At 57.7% G+C, this 18,660-nt stretch carries 19 protein-coding genes and 1 pseudogene; 7 read left to right on the top strand and 13 right to left on the bottom strand.

What is annotated here, in order from left to right; genetic code table 11:
- The first annotated feature begins 8 nt into the window (after window positions 1–8).
- Both SJY29_RS16385 and SJY29_RS16380 read left to right on the top strand, forming a co-directional pair.
- Window positions 9–758 (top strand): class II aldolase and adducin N-terminal domain-containing protein, encoded by a 750-nt coding sequence (locus SJY29_RS16385; protein ID WP_327545226.1) that lies wholly within the window; start codon window positions 9–11, stop codon window positions 756–758.
- 103 nt (window positions 759–861) lie between these two features.
- Complete coding sequence (locus tag SJY29_RS16380) at window positions 862–1,722, top strand: SDR family oxidoreductase (RefSeq protein ID WP_400084971.1); 861 nt, start codon at window positions 862–864, stop codon at window positions 1,720–1,722.
- Here SJY29_RS16380 and SJY29_RS16375 read toward each other — a convergent pair.
- The gene (locus SJY29_RS16375; protein WP_400084968.1) at window positions 1,688–2,344 is read right to left on the bottom strand and encodes a hypothetical protein; all 657 of its coding nucleotides are present in this window, start codon (window positions 2,342–2,344) and stop codon (window positions 1,688–1,690) included. The two genes, SJY29_RS16380 and SJY29_RS16375, sit on opposite strands and share 35 nt — an antisense overlap.
- 134 nt (window positions 2,345–2,478) lie before the next feature.
- Here SJY29_RS16375 and SJY29_RS16370 point away from each other — a divergent pair, with 134 nt between their 5' ends.
- The gene (locus SJY29_RS16370) at window positions 2,479–3,261 is read left to right on the top strand and encodes an ion transporter (protein WP_400084965.1); all 783 of its coding nucleotides are present in this window, start codon (window positions 2,479–2,481) and stop codon (window positions 3,259–3,261) included.
- Between the two features lie 133 nt (window positions 3,262–3,394).
- Entirely contained in the window at window positions 3,395–3,751 is a 357-nt protein-coding gene (locus SJY29_RS16365; protein ID WP_400084962.1) for a cupin domain-containing protein, read from the top strand.
- A gap of 58 nt (window positions 3,752–3,809) precedes the next feature.
- On the opposite strand, the gene dxs is transcribed toward SJY29_RS16365, so the two are convergent.
- The 5 genes from dxs to SJY29_RS16340 form a co-directional block, all read right to left on the bottom strand.
- The gene (gene dxs / locus SJY29_RS16360) at window positions 3,810–5,723 is read right to left on the bottom strand and encodes a 1-deoxy-D-xylulose-5-phosphate synthase (protein WP_400084959.1); all 1,914 of its coding nucleotides are present in this window, start codon (window positions 5,721–5,723) and stop codon (window positions 3,810–3,812) included.
- 11 nt (window positions 5,724–5,734) lie between these two features.
- The gene (locus tag SJY29_RS16355; RefSeq protein ID WP_110280703.1) at window positions 5,735–6,643 is read right to left on the bottom strand and encodes a polyprenyl synthetase family protein; all 909 of its coding nucleotides are present in this window, start codon (window positions 6,641–6,643) and stop codon (window positions 5,735–5,737) included.
- Window positions 6,636–6,869: an exodeoxyribonuclease VII small subunit gene (locus SJY29_RS16350; protein WP_110280704.1), complete on the bottom strand. Its 234-nt coding sequence runs from the start codon at window positions 6,867–6,869 to the stop codon at window positions 6,636–6,638. Before SJY29_RS16350 ends, SJY29_RS16355 begins: the two co-directional genes overlap by 8 nt.
- The gene (locus SJY29_RS16345; protein WP_400084955.1) at window positions 6,866–7,789 is read right to left on the bottom strand and encodes a histone deacetylase family protein; all 924 of its coding nucleotides are present in this window, start codon (window positions 7,787–7,789) and stop codon (window positions 6,866–6,868) included. Before SJY29_RS16345 ends, SJY29_RS16350 begins: the two co-directional genes overlap by 4 nt.
- Window positions 7,790–8,004: 215 nt before the next feature.
- Window positions 8,005–10,050 carry an FAD-dependent oxidoreductase gene (locus tag SJY29_RS16340; protein WP_400084952.1) on the bottom strand — a complete coding sequence of 682 codons (2,046 nt, stop codon included), beginning with the start codon at window positions 10,048–10,050 and terminating at the stop codon, window positions 8,005–8,007.
- Between the two features lie 113 nt (window positions 10,051–10,163).
- Between SJY29_RS16340 and SJY29_RS16335 the strand changes: the two genes are divergently transcribed.
- Window positions 10,164–10,775, top strand: coding sequence for a TetR/AcrR family transcriptional regulator (locus SJY29_RS16335; RefSeq protein ID WP_400084949.1), 612 nt, complete (start codon window positions 10,164–10,166; stop codon window positions 10,773–10,775).
- 201 nt (window positions 10,776–10,976) lie between these two features.
- On the opposite strand, the pseudogene SJY29_RS16330 reads toward SJY29_RS16335, so the two are convergent.
- Window positions 10,977–11,267, bottom strand: a pseudogene (locus tag SJY29_RS16330) (polyribonucleotide nucleotidyltransferase); the annotation flags it as partial.
- 293 nt (window positions 11,268–11,560) lie between these two features.
- On the opposite strand from SJY29_RS16330, the gene SJY29_RS16325 reads away from it, so the two are divergent.
- Window positions 11,561–11,854, top strand: coding sequence for a hypothetical protein (locus SJY29_RS16325; protein WP_400084946.1), 294 nt, complete (start codon window positions 11,561–11,563; stop codon window positions 11,852–11,854).
- A gap of 155 nt (window positions 11,855–12,009) precedes the next feature.
- Window positions 12,010–12,666 carry a prolyl hydroxylase family protein gene (locus SJY29_RS16320; RefSeq protein ID WP_400084943.1) on the top strand — a complete coding sequence of 219 codons (657 nt, stop codon included), beginning with the start codon at window positions 12,010–12,012 and terminating at the stop codon, window positions 12,664–12,666.
- Window positions 12,667–12,739: 73 nt separating this feature from the next.
- On the opposite strand, the gene rpsO is transcribed toward SJY29_RS16320, so the two are convergent.
- From rpsO to recQ, 6 genes are all read right to left on the bottom strand, one after another.
- The gene (rpsO, locus tag SJY29_RS16315; protein WP_055295077.1) at window positions 12,740–13,009 is read right to left on the bottom strand and encodes a 30S ribosomal protein S15; all 270 of its coding nucleotides are present in this window, start codon (window positions 13,007–13,009) and stop codon (window positions 12,740–12,742) included.
- Between the two features lie 137 nt (window positions 13,010–13,146).
- Entirely contained in the window at window positions 13,147–13,983 is an 837-nt protein-coding gene (locus tag SJY29_RS16310) for a calcium-binding protein (RefSeq protein ID WP_400084939.1), read from the bottom strand.
- A 111-nt stretch (window positions 13,984–14,094) separates the two neighbouring features.
- Entirely contained in the window at window positions 14,095–14,607 is a 513-nt protein-coding gene (locus SJY29_RS16305) for a DUF1643 domain-containing protein (RefSeq protein ID WP_400084936.1), read from the bottom strand.
- Between the two features lie 4 nt (window positions 14,608–14,611).
- Window positions 14,612–15,517 carry a tRNA pseudouridine(55) synthase TruB gene (gene truB / locus SJY29_RS16300; RefSeq protein WP_400084933.1) on the bottom strand — a complete coding sequence of 302 codons (906 nt, stop codon included), beginning with the start codon at window positions 15,515–15,517 and terminating at the stop codon, window positions 14,612–14,614.
- Window positions 15,518–15,574: 57 nt separating this feature from the next.
- A complete protein-coding gene (locus SJY29_RS16295; protein WP_400084930.1) occupies window positions 15,575–16,564 on the bottom strand; it encodes an NADPH:quinone reductase in 990 nt (329 codons plus the stop codon).
- Window positions 16,565–16,585: 21 nt separating this feature from the next.
- Entirely contained in the window at window positions 16,586–18,622 is a 2,037-nt protein-coding gene (gene recQ, locus SJY29_RS16290; protein WP_400084927.1) for a DNA helicase RecQ, read from the bottom strand.
- Window positions 18,623–18,660 lie beyond the last annotated feature (38 nt).

The raw sequence follows: 18,660 nt of genomic DNA, 5'->3' as shown, positions 1-18,660 counted from the left end.
GAGCGGTGATGAACAGCCATCCACAAAATATGACGCACTGGCAAGAGCGGGTCGATATGGCCGCGGCATTCCGCTGGACAGCACGGCTGAACATGCATGAGGGCGTGGCGAACCACTTCAGCCTTGCGATCAATGATGATGGCACGAGGTTCCTGATGAACCCCAACCAGATGCATTTCAGCCGGATCAAGGCCAGTGATCTGATCGTGGTTGATGCCAATGATCCCGACACGCTCACCGGCCCGAACGCACCTGACCCAACGGCATGGGGGCTGCACGGGGGCATCCACCGTCTGGTGCCCCACGCGCGCTGTGCGATGCATGTGCATTCCGTCTTTGCCACGGTTCTGGCCTCGCTCAAGGACAGTCGCCTGCCACCCATCGATCAGAACTGCTGCACGTTCTTCAACCGCTATGTGATCGACGACGGCTATGGCGGGCTGGCATTCGAAAGCGAAGGCGCGCGCTGTGCCGCCCTCTTTTCCGACCCCAAACAAAAGGTGATGATCATGGGCAATCACGGCGTGCTGGTGATCGGAGCAACCGTGGCGGAAACCTTCAACCGGATGTATTACTTCGAACGCGCCGCCGAAACCTATATCCGCGCCCTGCAAACCGGCCAGCCCCTCCGCATCCTGCCGGACGACATCGCCGAGAAAACAGCACAGGAACTCGAAGCCTACCCCGAACAGGATATCCGGCACCTCGCCGAACTCCGCGCCGTCCTCGACGCCGAACAAGCCGACTACGCCACCTAGTCCCGTTATTACTGTCCCCGCAAGTATCCCCGCCGGAGGCATCCCGCCCTCTCATCCGACACAAACACTTGCCTCACCCCGCAGGTTCCGGCACCACAGGCACATGACAAAAACACTCATTTCCTTCGGCCACGGCTATAGCGCCCGCGCCCTCGCCCGCATCCTTCTGCCACAAGACTGGCGCATCATCGGCACCACGCGCTCGGAGGACAAAGCGCCCCGCCTGATGAACGAAGGGATTGAGCCGCGCATCTGGCCGGGTGCCGATATGATCCCTGCGCTGGATGCCGCGACCCACCTGCTGATCTCGGCCGCCCCCGATGACGCGGGCGATCCTGTGCTGGCGGAACTGCACGATGAAATTGCAGACCGCGCGGACCAGTTCGCATGGGTCGGCTATCTATCCACCACGGGTGTCTACGGCGACCACCAGGGCGATTGGGTGGATGAGAACACCCCCCTCACCCCCGCCACCAAACGCGGCATCGCGCGGGTCGAGGCCGAGGCCGCATGGGCCGCCATCCCCGGACTGCCGCTGCATATCTTCCGCCTTGCGGGCATCTACGGGCCGGGGCGCGGACCATTCTCGAAGGTGCGCAACGGCACCGCACGGCGGATCATCAAAGAGGGGCAGGTCTTTAGCCGCACCCATGTCGCTGATATCGCCCGCGTGCTGGCTGCCTCGATCGCCAAACCCAACCCCGGTGCGGCCTATAACGTCTGCGACGATGATCCCGCTCCGCCGGAAGATGTGATCGCCTATGCCGCCGAGTTGCTGGGGCTGCCCATCCCCGAAGCCGTCGATTTCGAAGACGCCGACATGTCGCCCATGGCGCGCAGCTTTTACGCCGAAAGCAAAAAGGTGCGGAACGACCGGATCAAGGACGAACTCGGTGTCGAGCTGCTATACCCCGACTACAAGTCGGGGCTCAGAGCGTTGCTGGCACAGGAAATCGGCGCCTGATCGCCCAGGCAATCCCGGCGTAGAGCAGCAAGACGACAACGCCCGACGTGAAATAGGATGCATAGACAATCAGGCGCTCCGACAGTTCCAGATTGTTCAGGAACGGATAGGGCAAACCGCTCGTTACGCGCCCTGCGGGGCTGGTGTTGAGCGGTTGCAGCACCAGTTCCGCCCACAAAAGATAAACCCCCACCACACCACAAAGCCACGCAAAACCCGCCCCCAAACGGCGATAGCTGCGGTGGATGAACAGACTGTCAAACACCTGCAAAGCAGGTCCAAGCCCGTGCAGGTAGAGTTCCAGATGCAATGCCGCCAATTCACCATCAGGCGTCACCGAGGCCGGATCGGCAAAATAAAGACGCCAGTAGAGCATCACGACCATCGTGTTGATGACCGCCGTCATGCAGACAAAACCGTCCCAGCGGCGCTCACTCCTGCCTTCCTCAATCGCCATCATACGGCTGAACACAAAGAACGAACAAAACAGCGCCCAGACAGTCAGGAACCGGAACGGCCCTCCAAACTGGTCCCAGCCCCCGAAAACCAGCATCCGGATGCAATAGCCTCCTGCCAGCAAAAACGCGGTCCAGCGAAAGATCAAACGGGGGTTTAACGACATTCTAGGCTCACTTTTTAAGCAAATCATGCGCAGGCGCGCCGATATGCGTCCAGTCTTACGTGGCGCAACATGATGCCCTTGCTCAACTGTTGCAAACATCCCATATCAGGGGCGCTTCAACCCGAGGACCCCGCATGACACTCCGCCAGAAAACAGCCGATCTGCTTGCCACCGCATGGGTCCGCAACTTTATCGTGGCGGTGATCATCTTCAACGCGATCATTCTGGGGATGGAGACGTCGCAAACCCTCATGGACGCGGCCGGTCCTCTGATCATCGCGCTGGACCGGATTTGCCTTGCGATCTTCGTGGCCGAGCTTGGCGCCAAACTCTTTGCCCAGCGCCTGCAATTCTTCCGCAGCGGCTGGAACATCTTTGATTTCATCATCGTTGGCGTGTCACTGGTTCCAGGTAATGGCGGCCTGTCGGTCTTGCGCGCCCTGCGCATCCTGCGGGTCCTGCGCGTGATCTCGGTCGTGCCCTCGCTACGCCGCGTGGTCGAAGGCTTTGTCACAGCCCTGCCGGGCATGGGATCGGTGTTCCTGCTGATGGGGATCGTGTTCTACATCGCCGCCGTCATGGCCACCAAACTCTTCGGCGACGCCTTCCCCGAATGGTTCGGCACATTGGGGCGGTCGGGCTATTCCCTGTTCCAGATCATGACGCTGGAAAGCTGGTCGATGGGCATCGTGCGCCCCGTGATGGAAATCTACCCCTACGCATGGGCCTTCTTTGTGCCGTTCATCATGGTGACGACTTTCGCGGTGGTAAACCTGCTGGTCGGCCTGATCGTGAACTCGATGCAGGACGCCCACGCCGAAGAAGGCAACGCCGCAACGGATGCCTACCGCGACGAGGTGCTTGCGAAGCTGGAGGCGATTGAAAAGCGGTTGGAAAAGAACGCCAAAGACGGGTGAATGGCGGCTTTGCGGACAAAGTGGCCATTCGCAGCGCGTTTAGCCAAGACCGCTCTGGTGGTGCGGCCTCTCTGAAGCTAGTGTGAGGCTATCAGTCGATACCATTCCACCAACTTCGAAAAAGGCTCAATTTATGTCCGATGCTGCCGTAAATCTCGATCAAAAGCTTTCAACTTTTACCGAGCATTGGAGTCCGAGGATTATTTCTCAATTCAATGACTGTGACGTGATGGTTGTCAAAGCTGAAGGCGAATTTAAATGGCATCACCATGACGAGACTGATGATTTCTTTCTGGTTCTGAAAGGAACGCTGCGCATCGAGTTGCGAGATCGCGATGTAACTCTCCGACCGGGAGAGTTATTTGTTGTGCCCAAAGGGGTGGAACACCGTCCAGTGGCAGAAGGAGAAGTGCACCTCTTGCTTATCGAACCCAAAGGCGTTCCGAACACCGGTGATGCTGCGACAGCAGCACAGAAAGTGTCGATATAGCGGACCTCTAGACAAGACGCAGCATCGGTCAAAATGCGCTCAAAGCGGCCATCCGGCCCTACGCCCGCTTCTCCAACGTCGCCACGCCCATCACCTCAAGCACCTTCGCTTCGATATGCTCGGCGTTCATCCCCGCCACATCGTACATCGCCTTGGGGCTGGCCTGGTCAATGAACGCATCGGGCAGCACCATGGACCGGTACTTCAGCCCGTGATCGAACACACCCTCATCCGCCAAGAGCTGCGCCACATGTGATCCGAAACCACCCACAGCGCCCTCTTCGACGGTAATCAGCGCCTCATGCTCGGTGGCCAGTTTCAGGATCAGATCACCGTCCAGTGGTTTGGCAAAACGTGCATCTGCGACTGTGGGGGTGATGCCTTTGGCAGCCAAAGCCTCGCAGGCTTTCATCACTTCCTGCAGGCGCGTCCCGAACGAAAGGATCGCCACGCGGCTCCCCTCTTGGATCATCCGGCCCTTACCAATTTCCAGCACCTGCGGGTTTTCAGGCATCTCGACGCCCACGCCTTCACCGCGCGGGAAACGGAACGCAATCGGGCCTTCGTCATGCGCCGCAGCAGTCGCAACCATCCGTACCAATTCACCCTCATCCGCAGCCGCCATCACGACAAATCCGGGCAGGTTGGCAAGGAACGCCACATCAAACGATCCCGCATGCGTGGCCCCATCGGCTCCCACCAGCCCCGCGCGGTCAATCGCGAAACGGACCGGCAAACGCTGGATCGCCACATCATGGACAACCTGATCATAGCCGCGTTGCAGGAAGGTCGAATAAAGCGCGCAAAACGGGCGCATCCCGCCAGCAGCAAGACCGGCACTGAAGGTCACCGCGTGTTGTTCAGCGATACCCACGTCAAAGCAACGGCTCGCATAGCGTTCCATGAACTTGTTCAGACCGGTGCCGTCCGGCATCGCCGCAGTGACGGCGCAGATCTTGGGATCACTCGCGGCATGTTTCAGCAGGCTTTCGGCAAAGACAGAGGTATAGGACGGCGCGTTGCTCGGCGCTTTCTTCTGCTCACCGGTGATCACATCAAACTTGGCTGTGGCATGGCCCTTGTCGCTCGCGCGCTCGGCAGGGGCATAACCTTTGCCCTTTTTCGTGATCGCATGAATCAGGATCGGCCCGTCGGCGCGGGCCTTGACGGTGCGCAAGACCGACAAAAGCTGCTCCATATCATGGCCGTCAATCGGACCGAGGTACGAGAAACCCAACTCCTCGAACAGCGTCCCGCCCACGGTCATATGCTTGAGCACATCCTTGGCGCGCTTGGCCCCTTCGCGGAAGGGTTCAGGCAGCAGGGATATCGCGCCTTTGGCGGCGGCCTTGAATTCCTGAAACGGCTCGCCCGCATAAAGGCGCGACAGATAGGACGACATCGCGCCTGTGGGGGGCGCAATCGACATTTCATTGTCATTCAGGATCACGATCAGGCGCTTGCCCAGATGGCCTGCGTTATTCATCGCCTCATAGGCCATGCCCGCCGACATCGCGCCATCACCGATGATCGCAATCGCATCGCCACCTTCACCACCCAGATCACGGGCGACGGCAAAGCCAAGGGCCGCAGAAATCGAGGTGCTGGAATGGGCGGCACCAAAGGGATCATAGGGGCTCTCGGAGCGTTTGGTAAACCCGCTCAGGCCACCTTCTGTGCGCAGGGTGCGGATGCGGTCGCGCCGGCCCGTCAAAATCTTGTGCGGATAACACTGGTGCGACACGTCCCAGATGATCTTGTCTTTGGGCGCATCGAAAACCGCATGCAGGGCCACGGTCATTTCAACCACACCCAGACCAGCCCCCAAATGCCCGCCTGTCACAGACACCGCCGAGATCGTCTCGGCGCGCAATTCATCGGCCAACTGGCGCAATTCGGCGTCAGACATGCCCTTCATATCGGCAGGTGTATGGACACGGTCCAGAACGGGCGTGTGGGGTTGGTCAGACATGGCGACCCTTCTTAATGTGTGCGGGCAATCACAAATTGCGCGGCTTCTTTCAACGTATCGGCATCTTCGCCGTACGGAGATAGCGCATCACAGGCTTCTTCCACCAGTGCTGCCGCGCGGCTTTTCGCCCCATCAAGACCTAAAAGAGACACAAAAGTCGCCTTTCCGGCAACAGCGTCCTTGCCGACAGCCTTGCCAACAGTGTCTGCATCGCCAGTCGCATCCAGAACATCGTCGACAATCTGGAACGCCAGACCCAGATAGGCACCATAGATCGACAAAGGCTCACGCTCGGCCTCGGCCATCCGCGGCCCAACGAGGGCAGACCACGAAATCAGCGCGCCGGTCTTGGCGGCCTGCAAGTCCATGATCTGCTGCAAATCAAGCGGCATTTTGGCTGTTTCTGCGGCAATATCCGCAGCCTGCCCGCCAACCATACCCCGAATACCCGCAGCATTGGTCAGGGACATCAAGAGGTTCAGCTTGGCACGGGGGGCACATTCGGTCTGCAACAACAGCTCAAACGCAAGTGCCTGCAATCCATCACCTGCCAAAACAGCCGTCGCTTCGTCCCACTTCTTGTGAACAGTCGGCTGACCACGGCGCAGATCATCGTCATCCATGCAGGGCAGGTCATCATGCACGAGGGAATAGGCGTGAATACACTCGATCGCTGCGGCAGCACCGGCTGCAGCAACCGGATTGATCCCCAGCATACGGGTGGTTTCCAAAACCAGAAACGCGCGGAACGCCTTGCCGCCGGAAGAAGCATAGATCATCGCATCGGCGACATTGCCTTCCAGCCCCGTCAGGGCGAACCCGATCCGTGCCTGCGAAACCTTTGCCGCATGGGCCAGCATTTCTTCGAAAGGTTTGCGCTTCAGCGCAGCGATTTGATATTTTTCAAGAGGATTAGCCATCGAGCGGTGCCGTGCCGACAGGTGAACCACCTTCGCCCAATGTGATCTTCGCGACCTTTTCTTCAGCCTCTTTCAACTTGGCTTCGCAGCGCGCTTTCAGGGCCGCGCCACGCTCATAAAGGGCGATGCTTTCATCCAGAGCAACGTCGCCACGCTCCAGCTGGCCAACAACCTTTTCCAATTCTTTGATTGCGTCCTCAAAGCTCATGTTTTCAACGTCGCTCATCGACCTCTTTCCTCCAAAACCTTTACATGGGCAGCCGCAGACGCCCCCAGTGCTGTCAGGTCATATCCACCTTCTAGGCTTGACACCACCCGCCCCTCACAATGGGTACTTGCTACATCACACAAACGTTCTGTCACCCAACCAAAGTCTTCTGTCGTCAGGTTCATCCCCGCCAAGGGATCACTCATATGTGCATCGAAACCAGCCGAAATTATGACGAGTTGTGGAGAGAATGCGTCAATACGTGGCAGAACAAGGCGCTCCATCACATCACGAAACGCCTTTGATCCGGTGCCCTCGGGCAAAGGCACGTTCAACACGTTATCGACACCCACCTCATGGGCGGCACCGGTGCCGGGATAAAGCGGGGACTGATGGGTCGAGCAAAACAGAATACGCGGATCATCCTCGACCAGATCCTGCGTGCCGTTGCCGTGGTGCACGTCAAAATCCACAATCGCGACGCGATCCAGCCCGTGATAGTCCAGCGCGTGCTTGGCCCCGATCACGACATTGCCGAAAAAGCAAAACCCCATCGCCGTTTCACGTTCCGCATGATGGCCCGGCGGACGGACCGCAACAAAGGCATTGTTCGCCTCTCCTCCCAGCACCATATCAACCGCGCGCACAACACCCCCTGCAGCACGCAAGGCAGCAGTCAGCGTGCCCGGCGACATATGGGTATCGGCATCCAGTGACCGCCATCCTTCTGTCGGGGCAGCGGCACGGATTGCATCAATATGGGTCTGCGGATGGGCGCGCAGAAGATCATCGTCAGCAACCAAAGGGGCTGTGACACGGGTCAGGGGCATGCCCTCAAGGGCATTCAAGACCGCCGCCAACCGCGCCACCTGTTCAGGATGGCCCGGGGGTGTAACGTGGTTCGCGCAATCGGGGTGTGAAATAAGTGCTGTTGTCATGGGCGCATGAAAACGCAATTCAGACTGGAAGCACAACTATGTTTGTGATCTTCACGGCATTTACCGCGCGAGATCAGGCAGCAACTTGGTGTCGGCGCTGACTTTCAAAAAACAGACCGTCGGTCTAGGCGCAGCGCAAATCCGATTTGAGCCCACTTTGACCAATGCTGCGTTCTACACGAATGGCGCGTTGGTCTGCGTTCAGTGCCGAATACCTACAAATCTTTCACCAACCTCAGTGCATCATAAATTGCGGCGTGTGTATTGCGGGCTGACACGGCATCGCCGATCCGAAAGAGTTGATACTTCCCGGCCTCATTGCGTTGAATGGTCTGCGGCGCACCTTCGATCAACGCGTCATGATCCACAGCCCCACCGTTCGTGCTGAGAGGTTTCAGATCAAAATACAATTCGTCCAAAGGCAATGTGCCGTAGTTGATGACGATCTGATCGTAGTCTTGTTCCTTCGAATGATCGCTGTAATCGGTGCCAATCGTTGCCGTCAGTCTGTTGCCGCTGCGGGCCACGTCAAGCAATCGCCGCGTCACAGTGAAGGTCACGTCCTTGTCCTGAAGTGCGCGCATATAGGGTACCAAATTCATCGCCATAACGCCCGGCGCGAAGGTGCGATCGGGGGTCATGACCTCAACTGTTGACCCCGCGGCGGCTGCGATTTCAGCCGCCTGCATTCCGGCATGATCGCCGGCTTCGTCATAGATCAGGACACTTTGCGCAGGCTTCACATCCCCCGCGATCATATCCCAAGAAGTCACCACATTCGCCGTGTCCTTGCCACTTTCGAACAATTCGGTGTTTGGCATGCCGCCTGTGGCGATGATGACGACATCGGGGTCCAGGGCCATGACATCCGCTGCCTCGGCCCAGGTGTTGAAATGGAACACAACATCCCGGGCCGCACATTGAGCCATCCGCCAGTCGATGATCGAGATCATCTCGCGACGGCGCGGGCTTTGGGCGGTAAGGCGGACCTGTCCACCTGGGTCGGGCTGGGCCTCAAACACCACAACCTCGTGACCGCGTTCAGCGGCCACACGTGCAGCTTCAAGCCCCGCAGGCCCTGCGCCAACGATTACAACTTTGCGTTTCAAGTCAGCAGCCTGGATCGTATGTGGCATGGTCAATTCACGCCCCGTCGCCGCGTTATGGATGCATAAGGCGTCACCGGCCTCATAGATGCGATCCAGACAATAGGTGGCGCCAACGCACGGGCGAATGTCGTCCTCTCGTCCTTCCATGATCTTTTTGACCACATGGGGATCGGCCATATGCGCACGGGTCATGCCGACCATATCCAGAAGACCTGCTTCGACCGCATGTCGCGCGGTTGCCACGTCAGGAATTTTGGCCGCATGGAAGGTGGGCATACCAGTCAACTTCTTGACCTGTCCTGCAAAATCCAGATGCGGCGCGTTCTTCATGCCTTGGATCGGAATGAGATCGGTCATGGCGGGATCGGTATGAATGCGACCGCGCACGACGTTCAGAAAATCCAATTGGCCCGTGTCTGCCAGCGTCTTGGAAATTTTCAATCCGTCTTCGGCTGTGATGCCGCCTTTCTGCGCCTCGTCCGCCGTATAGCGGAACCCAACGATAAAATCGTCCCCAACGCGTTTGCGGATCGCCGACAGCACGTCGAGCGGAAACCGCATCCGGTTTTCCAAAGTGTCCGCGCCATAGGGCCCGACCAGATCATTGGTCAGCGGCGACCAGAATTGATCCAGCAGGTGACCGTAGACCTGCATTTCAATGCCATCCATGCCTCCCGCCTGCATCCGCTCTGCAGCATCCGCAAAATCGGTAATGATCCGCTCAATGTCCCAATCCTCGATCAGCTTGGGAAAGGCCCGGTGCGCTGGTTCGCGATGTTTGGATGACGAGACAGAGGGCAACCAGTCGCCTTTGTTCCAAGTCGTCCGCCGTCCCAAGTGGGTCAGTTGGATCATGACAGCACAACCATGTTCGTGGCAGCTGTCGGTGAGATTCTGAATCCACGGTACAACCTCGTCCTTATAGGCCAGAATATTGTTGAACACCGGCGGGCTGTCCTTTGATACAGCCGCAGAGCCTGCGGTCATGGTCAGCGCAACGCCCGCCTTTGCGCGTTCTTCATGATAGGCCCGATAACGGTCCTTGGGCATGCCGTCTTCGGGGTAGGCAGGCTCATGGCTGGTCGTCATGATCCGATTTTTCAACGTCAGATGTTTCAGCTGATAAGGTTGAAGCAGCGGGTCTTTGGTCACTGAAAAATCTCCTTTTCCGAAGGTGTCAGAGGGCATGCGGTCACCTTGACATCAGTGTCAAGTTTGTTTTGTATGGCAATTGACACACCTGTCAAGTATTCTATTCTGAAGTCATGACTGACCCCCTCTCCCGTCAACGCGGCTCAAAAGACCTTTGGCTTGATGCCGCCTATGAGGTGCTGGTGTCTGACGGCATTGGTGCGGTCAAAGTCATGGCCTTGGCAAAAAAGCTGAACCTTTCGCGGACAGGATTTTATTGGTTTTTCGCGGACCTCAAAGAACTCCACATCGCGATGATTGAAAGGTGGGAAACCAAAAATTCTGGCAACCTTGTGGAGCGGTGCAATAGGTCTGCGGCAAATATCTGCGAAGGGTTGTTCAACCTCATGGATTGCTGGCTCGACCCCTCCCTGTTCGATGCACCACTGGATTTGGCCATCCGCAACTGGGCTCGTATTGATAGTGATCTACATCGCCGAGTCACGGAGGCTGACAGCCTTCGCATCGGCGCCATAGCGGACCTGTTTCAGCGTCACGGATTCTCATCTGATCAAGCTCATGTACGCAGCCTGACAGTCGTCTATACGCAGATCGGATATATCTCGATGGAGGTCGAAGAAGCGCGACACGACAGGCTTGCGCGGGTACAGCACTATGTCGAAATTTTCTCTGGCACCGTTCCTTCGAGAAGGGACGTCGAAGGATTTCTGGCGCGGCATGTCTAGGCTTCAAAGCGGAGCCGCGACATGATCATTGCCTCGTCAGCTGTTTGGAGCAAGATGCGCTTTGCGGCCATTGTTGGATTTGCAGCAAAATGGCGCTTTGTCCCGCAAAGCTGACCTTTAGACAATAAAAAACGCCCACCTGATAGCGGGCGCTCTCTGTAATCTCTTCTCAACCGTATCGCTTTAGCGACGCAGGCCCAGACGGTCGATCAGGCGTGATGTCAGCGTCTCTTTTTCGGTTGGACGCGCTTCGCGCTTGAAAAAGCCGCCAGGCACTTTGCCGGCAGCATAGTATTTCTCTTGGTAATGCACGGTCAGCGGGAAAAAATCCTGCCCCGGCTTTTGTTGTTTGGCGAATGTCACGTTGGCCATGACGCTGGTTTCACCCAGTGTCGCGATGACAGAGCCATCGGCCTGGCGGGCAACCTTACCCGTTTCCAGTGTCAGCGTTTCTTCGCCCCACTGAATTGATTTCTTCACTTCATTAAACATGATGTCTTCCTAGTTGGCCTGTTTGGCCTTTTGCGTAGGGGGCGTATTCCCCCTCATCCCAATATCTTCTTTGGTCAGGCGCTGGAATGCGGGCGCCAGTCTCTCAAGATTGTTGGGCCTTTTCGCAGATCGCGGCGTTTGGGAAGGGGGAAGGGTTTGTTCCCGTTACCGACTCGCGACCTGCAGCACATCATTGGGAGAAATTTCAAAACAAAGAAATTTCTTTACCTTAGGGAATGTCATTTGCTACGCTTTGTTTGAATTGTTTAGTTTTGAAGAAAAGGTGATCCAATATGAAGTTTGTTCCTCACGCTGCAGCGATTTCACTTGTTGCAACGCAGTCAATGGCAGGCGGCTTGGCCGACTCTATTGTTGAAACACCCGTAGCAGAGCCAGAGGCGATGGCAGCACCGGCAGGCAGCTCGGATTGGATCATCCCTGCACTTATCGTAGGTGCCTTGATTGCAGTCGCAGTGTCGAGTGGCGATGATGACAATGGCGGCGGCGAACCAACACCGATGGAGCCTGAACCACTTGAGCCGCTACCGATGCCGATGCCGATGCCCATACCGATGCCACCAGCATAAATCTGTAGGTTTAACCAACGGCATACATCTAGCGAGATATTGCATCACGAGGGGTGTATTAGAGAAACTGGCTGGCTTCCTGCTGGTGTGACCAGCGTAAGGTAGCTTGATCATTCTGTTAGTGAAAGCTCCTATAAATACGAGGACATAGCGCGTTGAACCTGGCTAACCTGCAGCCACAGCTCCTTTCGCTGAATCCGCTTGTTGTGATATTTGACAGCGTTTTTGACACCCAGCTTGCTGAGCATATCATTCAGTTGGGCCAAGAAAAACTTAACAGGGCACGTGTAGTCAATCATTCCGGTGGCGGTATGACAGAAGACTCCCGTACAAACGAAGCGGCTGTCATTGACCAGTGGCGCAATGAACGACTTACAGCGCTCGTCACCAACATTTCTAGTCTCGTCAGGCTGCCCCCTGAAAACTCTGAACCATCCCAACTGCTGCGCTATCAAGGCGAACAAAAGTTTGACCCGCACCCAGATGCATTCGGAAACACAATTGGTGGGCGCGAATGCCTCGCACAAGGAGGTCAGCGTCTTTTCACGACGATCTGCTATTTGAATGACGTCGAAGCTGGTGGTGAGACAGAGTTTCCAGAACTAAAAATCAAGGTCGCTCCCAAAGCGGGGCGTGTACTGATTTTTGGAAATACCAGATTGGGAACCACTCAAGCTCATCCTCATTCTTACCATGCAGGACGTCCGGTTAAGACCGGTGAAAAATACGCTTTGACAATCTGGTGGCGACAACTGGCATACCACGTGCAACGCGATTATCCGCCAGAAGATGGCGAAACACGAACCTTCTAATAACAGCTGCCGAAACAAAAAACGCCCACCAACAGGTGGGCGTTTTCAGTAATCTCTTCTCGCCCGTATCGCCTTAGCGACGCAGGCCCAGACGTTCGATCAGGCTCTGGTAGCGTGCTTCATCTTTAGACTTGGTGTAGTCCAGAAGCTTGCGGCGCAGCGCGACCATTTTCAGCAGACCACGGCGACCGTGGTTGTCTTTTTTGTGGGTCTTGAAGTGCTCTGTCAGCGTCGCGATGCGGCTGGACAGGATAGCAACCTGAACTTCGGGCGAACCTGTATCGCCTTCTTTGGTTGCAAATTCCTTCATGATCCGTGCTTTTTCTTCAGCAGTAATCGACATCGGGGTCTCCTTTATATCAAGGGTGAATGGCACAATCCGGGATGTCGTCCAGAAGGGCCCGTGGAGGGTCTGTGCAAGGCAATCCCTGCGCAGATGCGTCGCAATAAGAGGATTCTGCGAAAAAGGAAAGCGATTTGTTACGCGGCAATCAGTGCGATCCGTGTCACATCCAGCTCGGCCAGATCGGGGAAAGTTGCGACAATCAAACCGTCGGCAAGAAGGGCGAGCCCATCTTCCGTTTCCGCAGTCTCAAGCTTTGGCACTGCACCCTCATAAGTAATCTCGATCACGTCCTCTGACGCATCGAAATCTTCAACGATTAAGTCGTTTCCAGACAGAAGTGCAAAGGTATCAGCACCCGTCCCGCCATGCAGATTGTCGCCCGCACCGCCCATCAAGGTATCGTCACCCGCGCCACCATTCAGGTAATCGGCATCTGCATCGCCTCGATCATAAAGAATATCGTCGCCAGACCCGCCATGAAGCGTGTCCGCACCAGCGCCACCGACCAAGCGATCATTGCCCAAAGAGCCGAGCAACGCATCATCACCCGCGCCACCCATCAATACATCGTCACCATCGCCGCCATTCAGCGCATCGTCACCCGCACCACCGGCCAGAACATCATCGCCAACATGCCCGCTCAGCAGGTCATTGCCATCACCACCGACAAGCACATCTTCACCGCGACCGCCCTGCAGTGTGTCATCCCCGGCACCACTGGCAAGATAATCATCGCCATCTTCGCCATGGAGATAGTCGTTGCCCGCACCCGTCAGCAGTGTGTCATCCAGCGGACCGGAAAAGATCACTGTGTCTTCGTCGCTTGGCGCAAGAAGGTTGTCGACCGGTTCGATATCAACGCTGGGATCATCCTGATCGGATACCCCGTCCTGCGTCTCATCCGCCTCATCCGTATCCAGCATTATGACGGCCGTCATCGTGACCCCCATCAGTCCAATCAGAGCAAGCATTCCAAAAAACCTGTCATCAACGAGTCGCCCCCGACCCTCGGACGCTCTGATACCATGAGGCACAAGCCGAGACGTGCAGATTCTGAATGATTGGTTAACGCGGCAGGGACCTCACCCAGCATCCCAAATGCTCGGCTGCTGTGCGTAGCTGATGTAAAGCGGATGCTTGGGGTGGCCGTGCTTGCTCAGCCCCAGCGTATAGAGCGGCTTGTCCAGCTTACGCAAAAGCGCCTCGGTCTGGCGGCCGCGTCCGAGGTGCGCGCCATGCGTGCCCCATGCAGCGATGATCTGATCCGCCCACTGTGCACCATCCCGAATGGCAGCATCGTTCTCAGGCCCAACCGGATCTGTGGCTTTACGCATCGCAAAGGGATCGGTGTCGCGCCAAGCGAAGATATTGGTCACCTGAAACGCGCCAAAGCCCAGTGCACGGGCGCGCCGCTCGCAGCGCTCGACGGTCGGGTCGTTTTGCACCTCGGTGGCCTTCGATGGGTTCAGCATCACAAACAGGACCCGTTTGCCCTTTGCATCCCACGTGCGTGTCAGCGCATAACGGTAGCGCTCGCAATCCGAATAGGTCGCGACTGACGGAGCGTCATCTTTGATATGCGTCCGCGTGATCACCGGATCAGGTGACAAACACGCGTGATGGCTGGATTTCTCCGCCTCGATAGGTGCCCACGGCAATCGCCTTACCTTCGTAAGAGGCCCAGACTTCTTCACCGAATTCGACACCCGTCGCGATCACGGACGCAGGGTTACCATTGCGCAGCTTGGCCACGCTTTCTGCGAGGCAATGCACCTCTTGCAGATCACTTAGCCCCACTTCCAGAGGTTGCACAAAGGCATCGAGTTCGGGCGTTTTGGCCAATGCATCGACCTGTTCCAAAGTCACCCCGTTTTTGGCCTGAAACGGACCAGACCAGATCCGGCGCAGTGATTTGACATGGGCCTTGCAGCCCAGCGCCTCACCCAGATCGCGCGCGATGGAACGGACGTAGCCGCCTTTGCCACAGGTCATTTCCAGCACAACGTGATCGGCATCGGGACGGTCGATCAGCAAGAGTTCTTCCACCCATAAAGGACGCGCTGCAAGGTCCATTTCCTCGCCATCGCGGGCCTTCTTATAGGCGCGCTCACCATCTACTTTCACGGCGGAAAACTGCGGCGGGACCTGCATGATATCACCAACAAAGCTGTTCAAGGCTTCCTTGATCGCCGCGTCATCAGGGCGCAAATCAGAGGTCGCGATAACTTCGCCCTCGGCATCGTCGGTGTTGGTGGCCATGCCAAGACGCACGGTAAACGTATACGCCTTCAGCGCATCGGTGATGTAGGGCACGGTTTTGGTCGCTTCGCCCAACGCCACGGCCAGAACGCCCGTCGCCTCGGGATCGAGCGTGCCTGCATGACCGGCCTTTTTGGCATCCAGCGCCCAGCGCACCTTATTGACGACCGCGGTGGAGGTAATGCCGGCGGGTTTGTCCACCACCAGCCAACCCGAAATATCGCGACCCTTGCGTCTGCGTGCCATGTCTTTGCCTCTTGTCAGAATGTGCGCTTGCTAGAGCGAAGCCTGCGGCGGGTCAATCTAGAGTGTCAGGATGACAGAGCCCGCACGATCACCGCGCGCGATCATATCATGCGCGATGGCGCATTGGTCCAGAGCAAGCGTGTCCGAGATACGGATGTTCAACGCATTACGTGCGAGCAAATCGTTCAGTTGATCCGTAGTCTTTTCCCGCTCCTCGGACGTCAGCAGGTAAACCAACACAAGCTTGATGTTCACGGCTTTGAACATCAACGGATAAAAGGGGATTGCAGGCGTCATGTCTTTGGCCGACCCATAAGTGGACACCGTCCCGTTTTCAGCGATGACCTCGGCGATGGTCGCGGCATTCTTGCCGAACTCGACTTCGGCGATATGGTCAATCGGGCGACCGCCTGTGGCCTCCAATATCTGCGCGGCCAGATCCGGGTCCGCATAGTCAAACACATGGGCCGCACCCGCATCGCGTACCGATTGCATCGCCTCCTCACCCCGCGCCGTTGCGATCACTTCGGCGCCAGAGGCCGCCGCCACCTGCACAGCAAGATGACCAACGCTACCGGCACCGCCACTGACAAGCACCCTTTTGCCCGAGACAGGACCTTGCCCCAGCACCGCGTGAACCGCCGTCAGGCCCGGTATGCCAAGTGTTGCCCCTTCGGCGAAAGACACGTTCTGGGGCAATGGCACCGCTTGCGAGGCTGGCAGGGCGATATAATCCGCAGCCGTGCCAAAAGCGCGCTGCCACTGTCCGTTCCAGATCCAGACCCGCTGCCCAATCCGGTCAGATGATACGCCTTCGCCCACCGCCTCGATAACACCAGCGCCATCGCTATGGGGGATGATCTTGGGAAAGGGCGGCTTGGTCACACCGGGGCGGCCGCCTGCACGGGCGCGAATGTCAGAGGGGTTGACGCCAGAGGTCTGCAACCGCACCAGAACCTCGCCCGCTGCGGGGTCTGGCGTGGGCAGGTCTTCAAGGATCAGGACATCGGCGGCCGGTCCGAAGGCAGTATAGGTGATCGCGCGCATGTTGCTTGTCCCTCTTTTAGTTTAACCGGCTTCTAGCACCTCTAGAAACGCCTCGCCAAACCTTTCGGCGTATTTGTCCCCGATCAGACGGGTAAGATTATCCATATCGGCGCTGCGCATCTGCGCGACTTTGGCCAGCATTGCCGCCGAACAGCTCATCGGTTTGTCCACGCCGTGCGGGCCACGGGTGAGCTGGGCCTGCGCCTGCATCAGACGGTCGTAGACAGCGCCCTCGTCACGTCCTGCAAGTTTGCGACGCATGGGGTGCACCTCCTCGACCGTGCCTGCGATGACTGACAGGAAATCCTGACCATAGGTCGCCAGCTTCTTGGCCCCCACACCGCCGATATGGGCCATCTCATCAAGGGTCATGGGCCGTTTTTCGGCCATTTCGATCAAAGTACGGTCGTTGAAAATAATATAGGCGGGGACATTGGCCTGTTCGGCAAGGTACCGGCGTTTGGCCTTCAGCGCAGAGAGAAGTGGCGCATCTTCTTCACTGACCAGCATCCGCACTTGCGGGCCGGATCCGCGCGCCGCCTTGATCGTGTCGCGGCGCAATTCGATCGTTGCCTCGCCGCGCAGGATGGGCCGTGCATGTTCGGTCATCCGCAGCGCGCCATGCCTTTCCCGATCAGGGCGCAATAAATCATGCCCCATCATCTGCCGGAAAATCGCCTGCCATTGGCGTTTGTCATAGTCTTTGCCAACACCGAAGGTTGGCAGGCTGTCGTGACCCCGCTGCATGATCTTGTCAGTAGGCGTCCCCAGCAAGATATCAATCAGATGGCCCGCGCCGAACCATTCCTCGGTGCGCAGTGCCGCCGACAGCGCCATACGCACGGCGGTGGTGCCATCGAAAACCTCGGCGGGTTTATCGCAAAGGTCGCAGTTACCGCAGGGTTCCGGGTTTTCGCCGAAATATTCCAGCAGGTTCTGCCGCCGGCAGCGCAGCGCCTCGGCCAGTCCTAAAAGTGCGTTCAGTCGCCCGTGGTCGGCGGCACGGCGTTCGGGCGGGGCCAGCCCCTCGTCGATCTGCTGGCGGCGGTAGCGGATATCATCGGGCCCAAAGAGTGTGAGCGTCTCGGCAGGGTCGCCATCCCGCCCCGCACGACCGATTTCCTGATAATAAGCCTCGATTGACTTGGGCAGATCGGCATGGGCGACCCAGCGGATATCGGGTTTGTCGATCCCCATGCCAAAGGCAACAGTCGCGCAGACGATCAAGCCATCCTCTTGCTGAAAGCGGCGTTCGACAATCCGGCGATCCTCGGCCTCCATCCCGCCGTGATAATAGCAGGTGCTGTGGCCTGCATCGCCCAGCGCTTTCGCCAGCGTTTCGGTTTTCGCACGGGTGCCGCAATAGACGATCCCTGACTGGCCCTTGCGCGCCGCGGCAAAGTTCAGGATCTGGTTGCGCGGCCCGTCCTTGACGGCGAAGGCAAGATGGATGTTGGGGCGATCAAACCCGCGCAAGAACGTGGCGGGCTGTTTGCCAGCAAAAAGCTTCTCGACGATTTCGTCGCGGGTTTCGGCATCTGCCGTCGCGGTGAACGCGGCCAGCGGCACGTCCAGCAGGCGCTTAAGTTCACCAATGCGGAGATAATCAGGGCGGAAATCATGGCCCCATTGGCTCACACAGTGCGCCTCATCCACCGCGATCAGGCCGACACCGGCGCGGCGCAGCATATTCATGGTCCCGACTGCTGCCAGCCGTTCGGGCGCCATATAAAGCAGCTTGAGCGTTCCCGCTTCCAGCGCTTCCCAAACGGCATCGGTTTCTTCGGGGGTATTGCCAGAGGTCAGCGCGCCCGCCTCGACCCCTGCTTCGCGCAATCCGCGCACCTGATCGCGCATCAGTGCAATCAAAGGCGAGATCACGACAGTGACACCGCCACGCACCAAGGCAGGCAATTGGAAACAAAGGGATTTACCGCCACCTGTCGGCATGATTGCCAGCGTGTCCTGACCAGCGACAACCGCTTCGACAATCTCCTGTTGGCCCGGCCGGAAGGCATCAAAGCCAAAGATGTCACTCAGAAGCGCTGTGGTGGACACTGAAAACCCTGCTTGTGCAATTTCTGCTGCTCTTGAGG

The sequence above is a fragment of the Yoonia sp. R78084 genome (assembly GCF_044595625.1).
Lineage (GTDB): Bacteria > Pseudomonadota > Alphaproteobacteria > Rhodobacterales > Rhodobacteraceae > Yoonia.
Note: the sequence above shows the minus strand (reverse complement) of the source record. Positions and strands in the feature narration are given on the sequence as shown.

Coding starts and splice junctions, on each gene's coding strand:
- SJY29_RS16310 (WP_400084939.1), bottom strand. CDS start 13,983: ATGCTTGCTCTGATTGGACTGATGGGGGTCACGATGACGGCCGTCATA.
- SJY29_RS16380 (WP_400084971.1), top strand. CDS start 862: ATGACAAAAACACTCATTTCCTTCGGCCACGGCTATAGCGCCCGCGCC.
- SJY29_RS16345 (WP_400084955.1), bottom strand. CDS start 7,789: ATGACAACAGCACTTATTTCACACCCCGATTGCGCGAACCACGTTACA.
- SJY29_RS16355 (WP_110280703.1), bottom strand. CDS start 6,643: ATGGCTAATCCTCTTGAAAAATATCAAATCGCTGCGCTGAAGCGCAAA.
- dxs (WP_400084959.1), bottom strand. CDS start 5,723: ATGTCTGACCAACCCCACACGCCCGTTCTGGACCGTGTCCATACACCT.
- rpsO (WP_055295077.1), bottom strand. CDS start 13,009: ATGTCGATTACTGCTGAAGAAAAAGCACGGATCATGAAGGAATTTGCA.
- SJY29_RS16325 (WP_400084946.1), top strand. CDS start 11,561: ATGAAGTTTGTTCCTCACGCTGCAGCGATTTCACTTGTTGCAACGCAG.
- SJY29_RS16335 (WP_400084949.1), top strand. CDS start 10,164: ATGACTGACCCCCTCTCCCGTCAACGCGGCTCAAAAGACCTTTGGCTT.
- SJY29_RS16370 (WP_400084965.1), top strand. CDS start 2,479: ATGACACTCCGCCAGAAAACAGCCGATCTGCTTGCCACCGCATGGGTC.
- truB (WP_400084933.1), bottom strand. CDS start 15,517: ATGGCACGCAGACGCAAGGGTCGCGATATTTCGGGTTGGCTGGTGGTG.
- SJY29_RS16365 (WP_400084962.1), top strand. CDS start 3,395: ATGTCCGATGCTGCCGTAAATCTCGATCAAAAGCTTTCAACTTTTACC.
- SJY29_RS16385 (WP_327545226.1), top strand. CDS start 9: ATGAACAGCCATCCACAAAATATGACGCACTGGCAAGAGCGGGTCGAT.
- SJY29_RS16295 (WP_400084930.1), bottom strand. CDS start 16,564: ATGCGCGCGATCACCTATACTGCCTTCGGACCGGCCGCCGATGTCCTG.
- SJY29_RS16375 (WP_400084968.1), bottom strand. CDS start 2,344: ATGTCGTTAAACCCCCGTTTGATCTTTCGCTGGACCGCGTTTTTGCTG.
- SJY29_RS16350 (WP_110280704.1), bottom strand. CDS start 6,869: ATGAGCGACGTTGAAAACATGAGCTTTGAGGACGCAATCAAAGAATTG.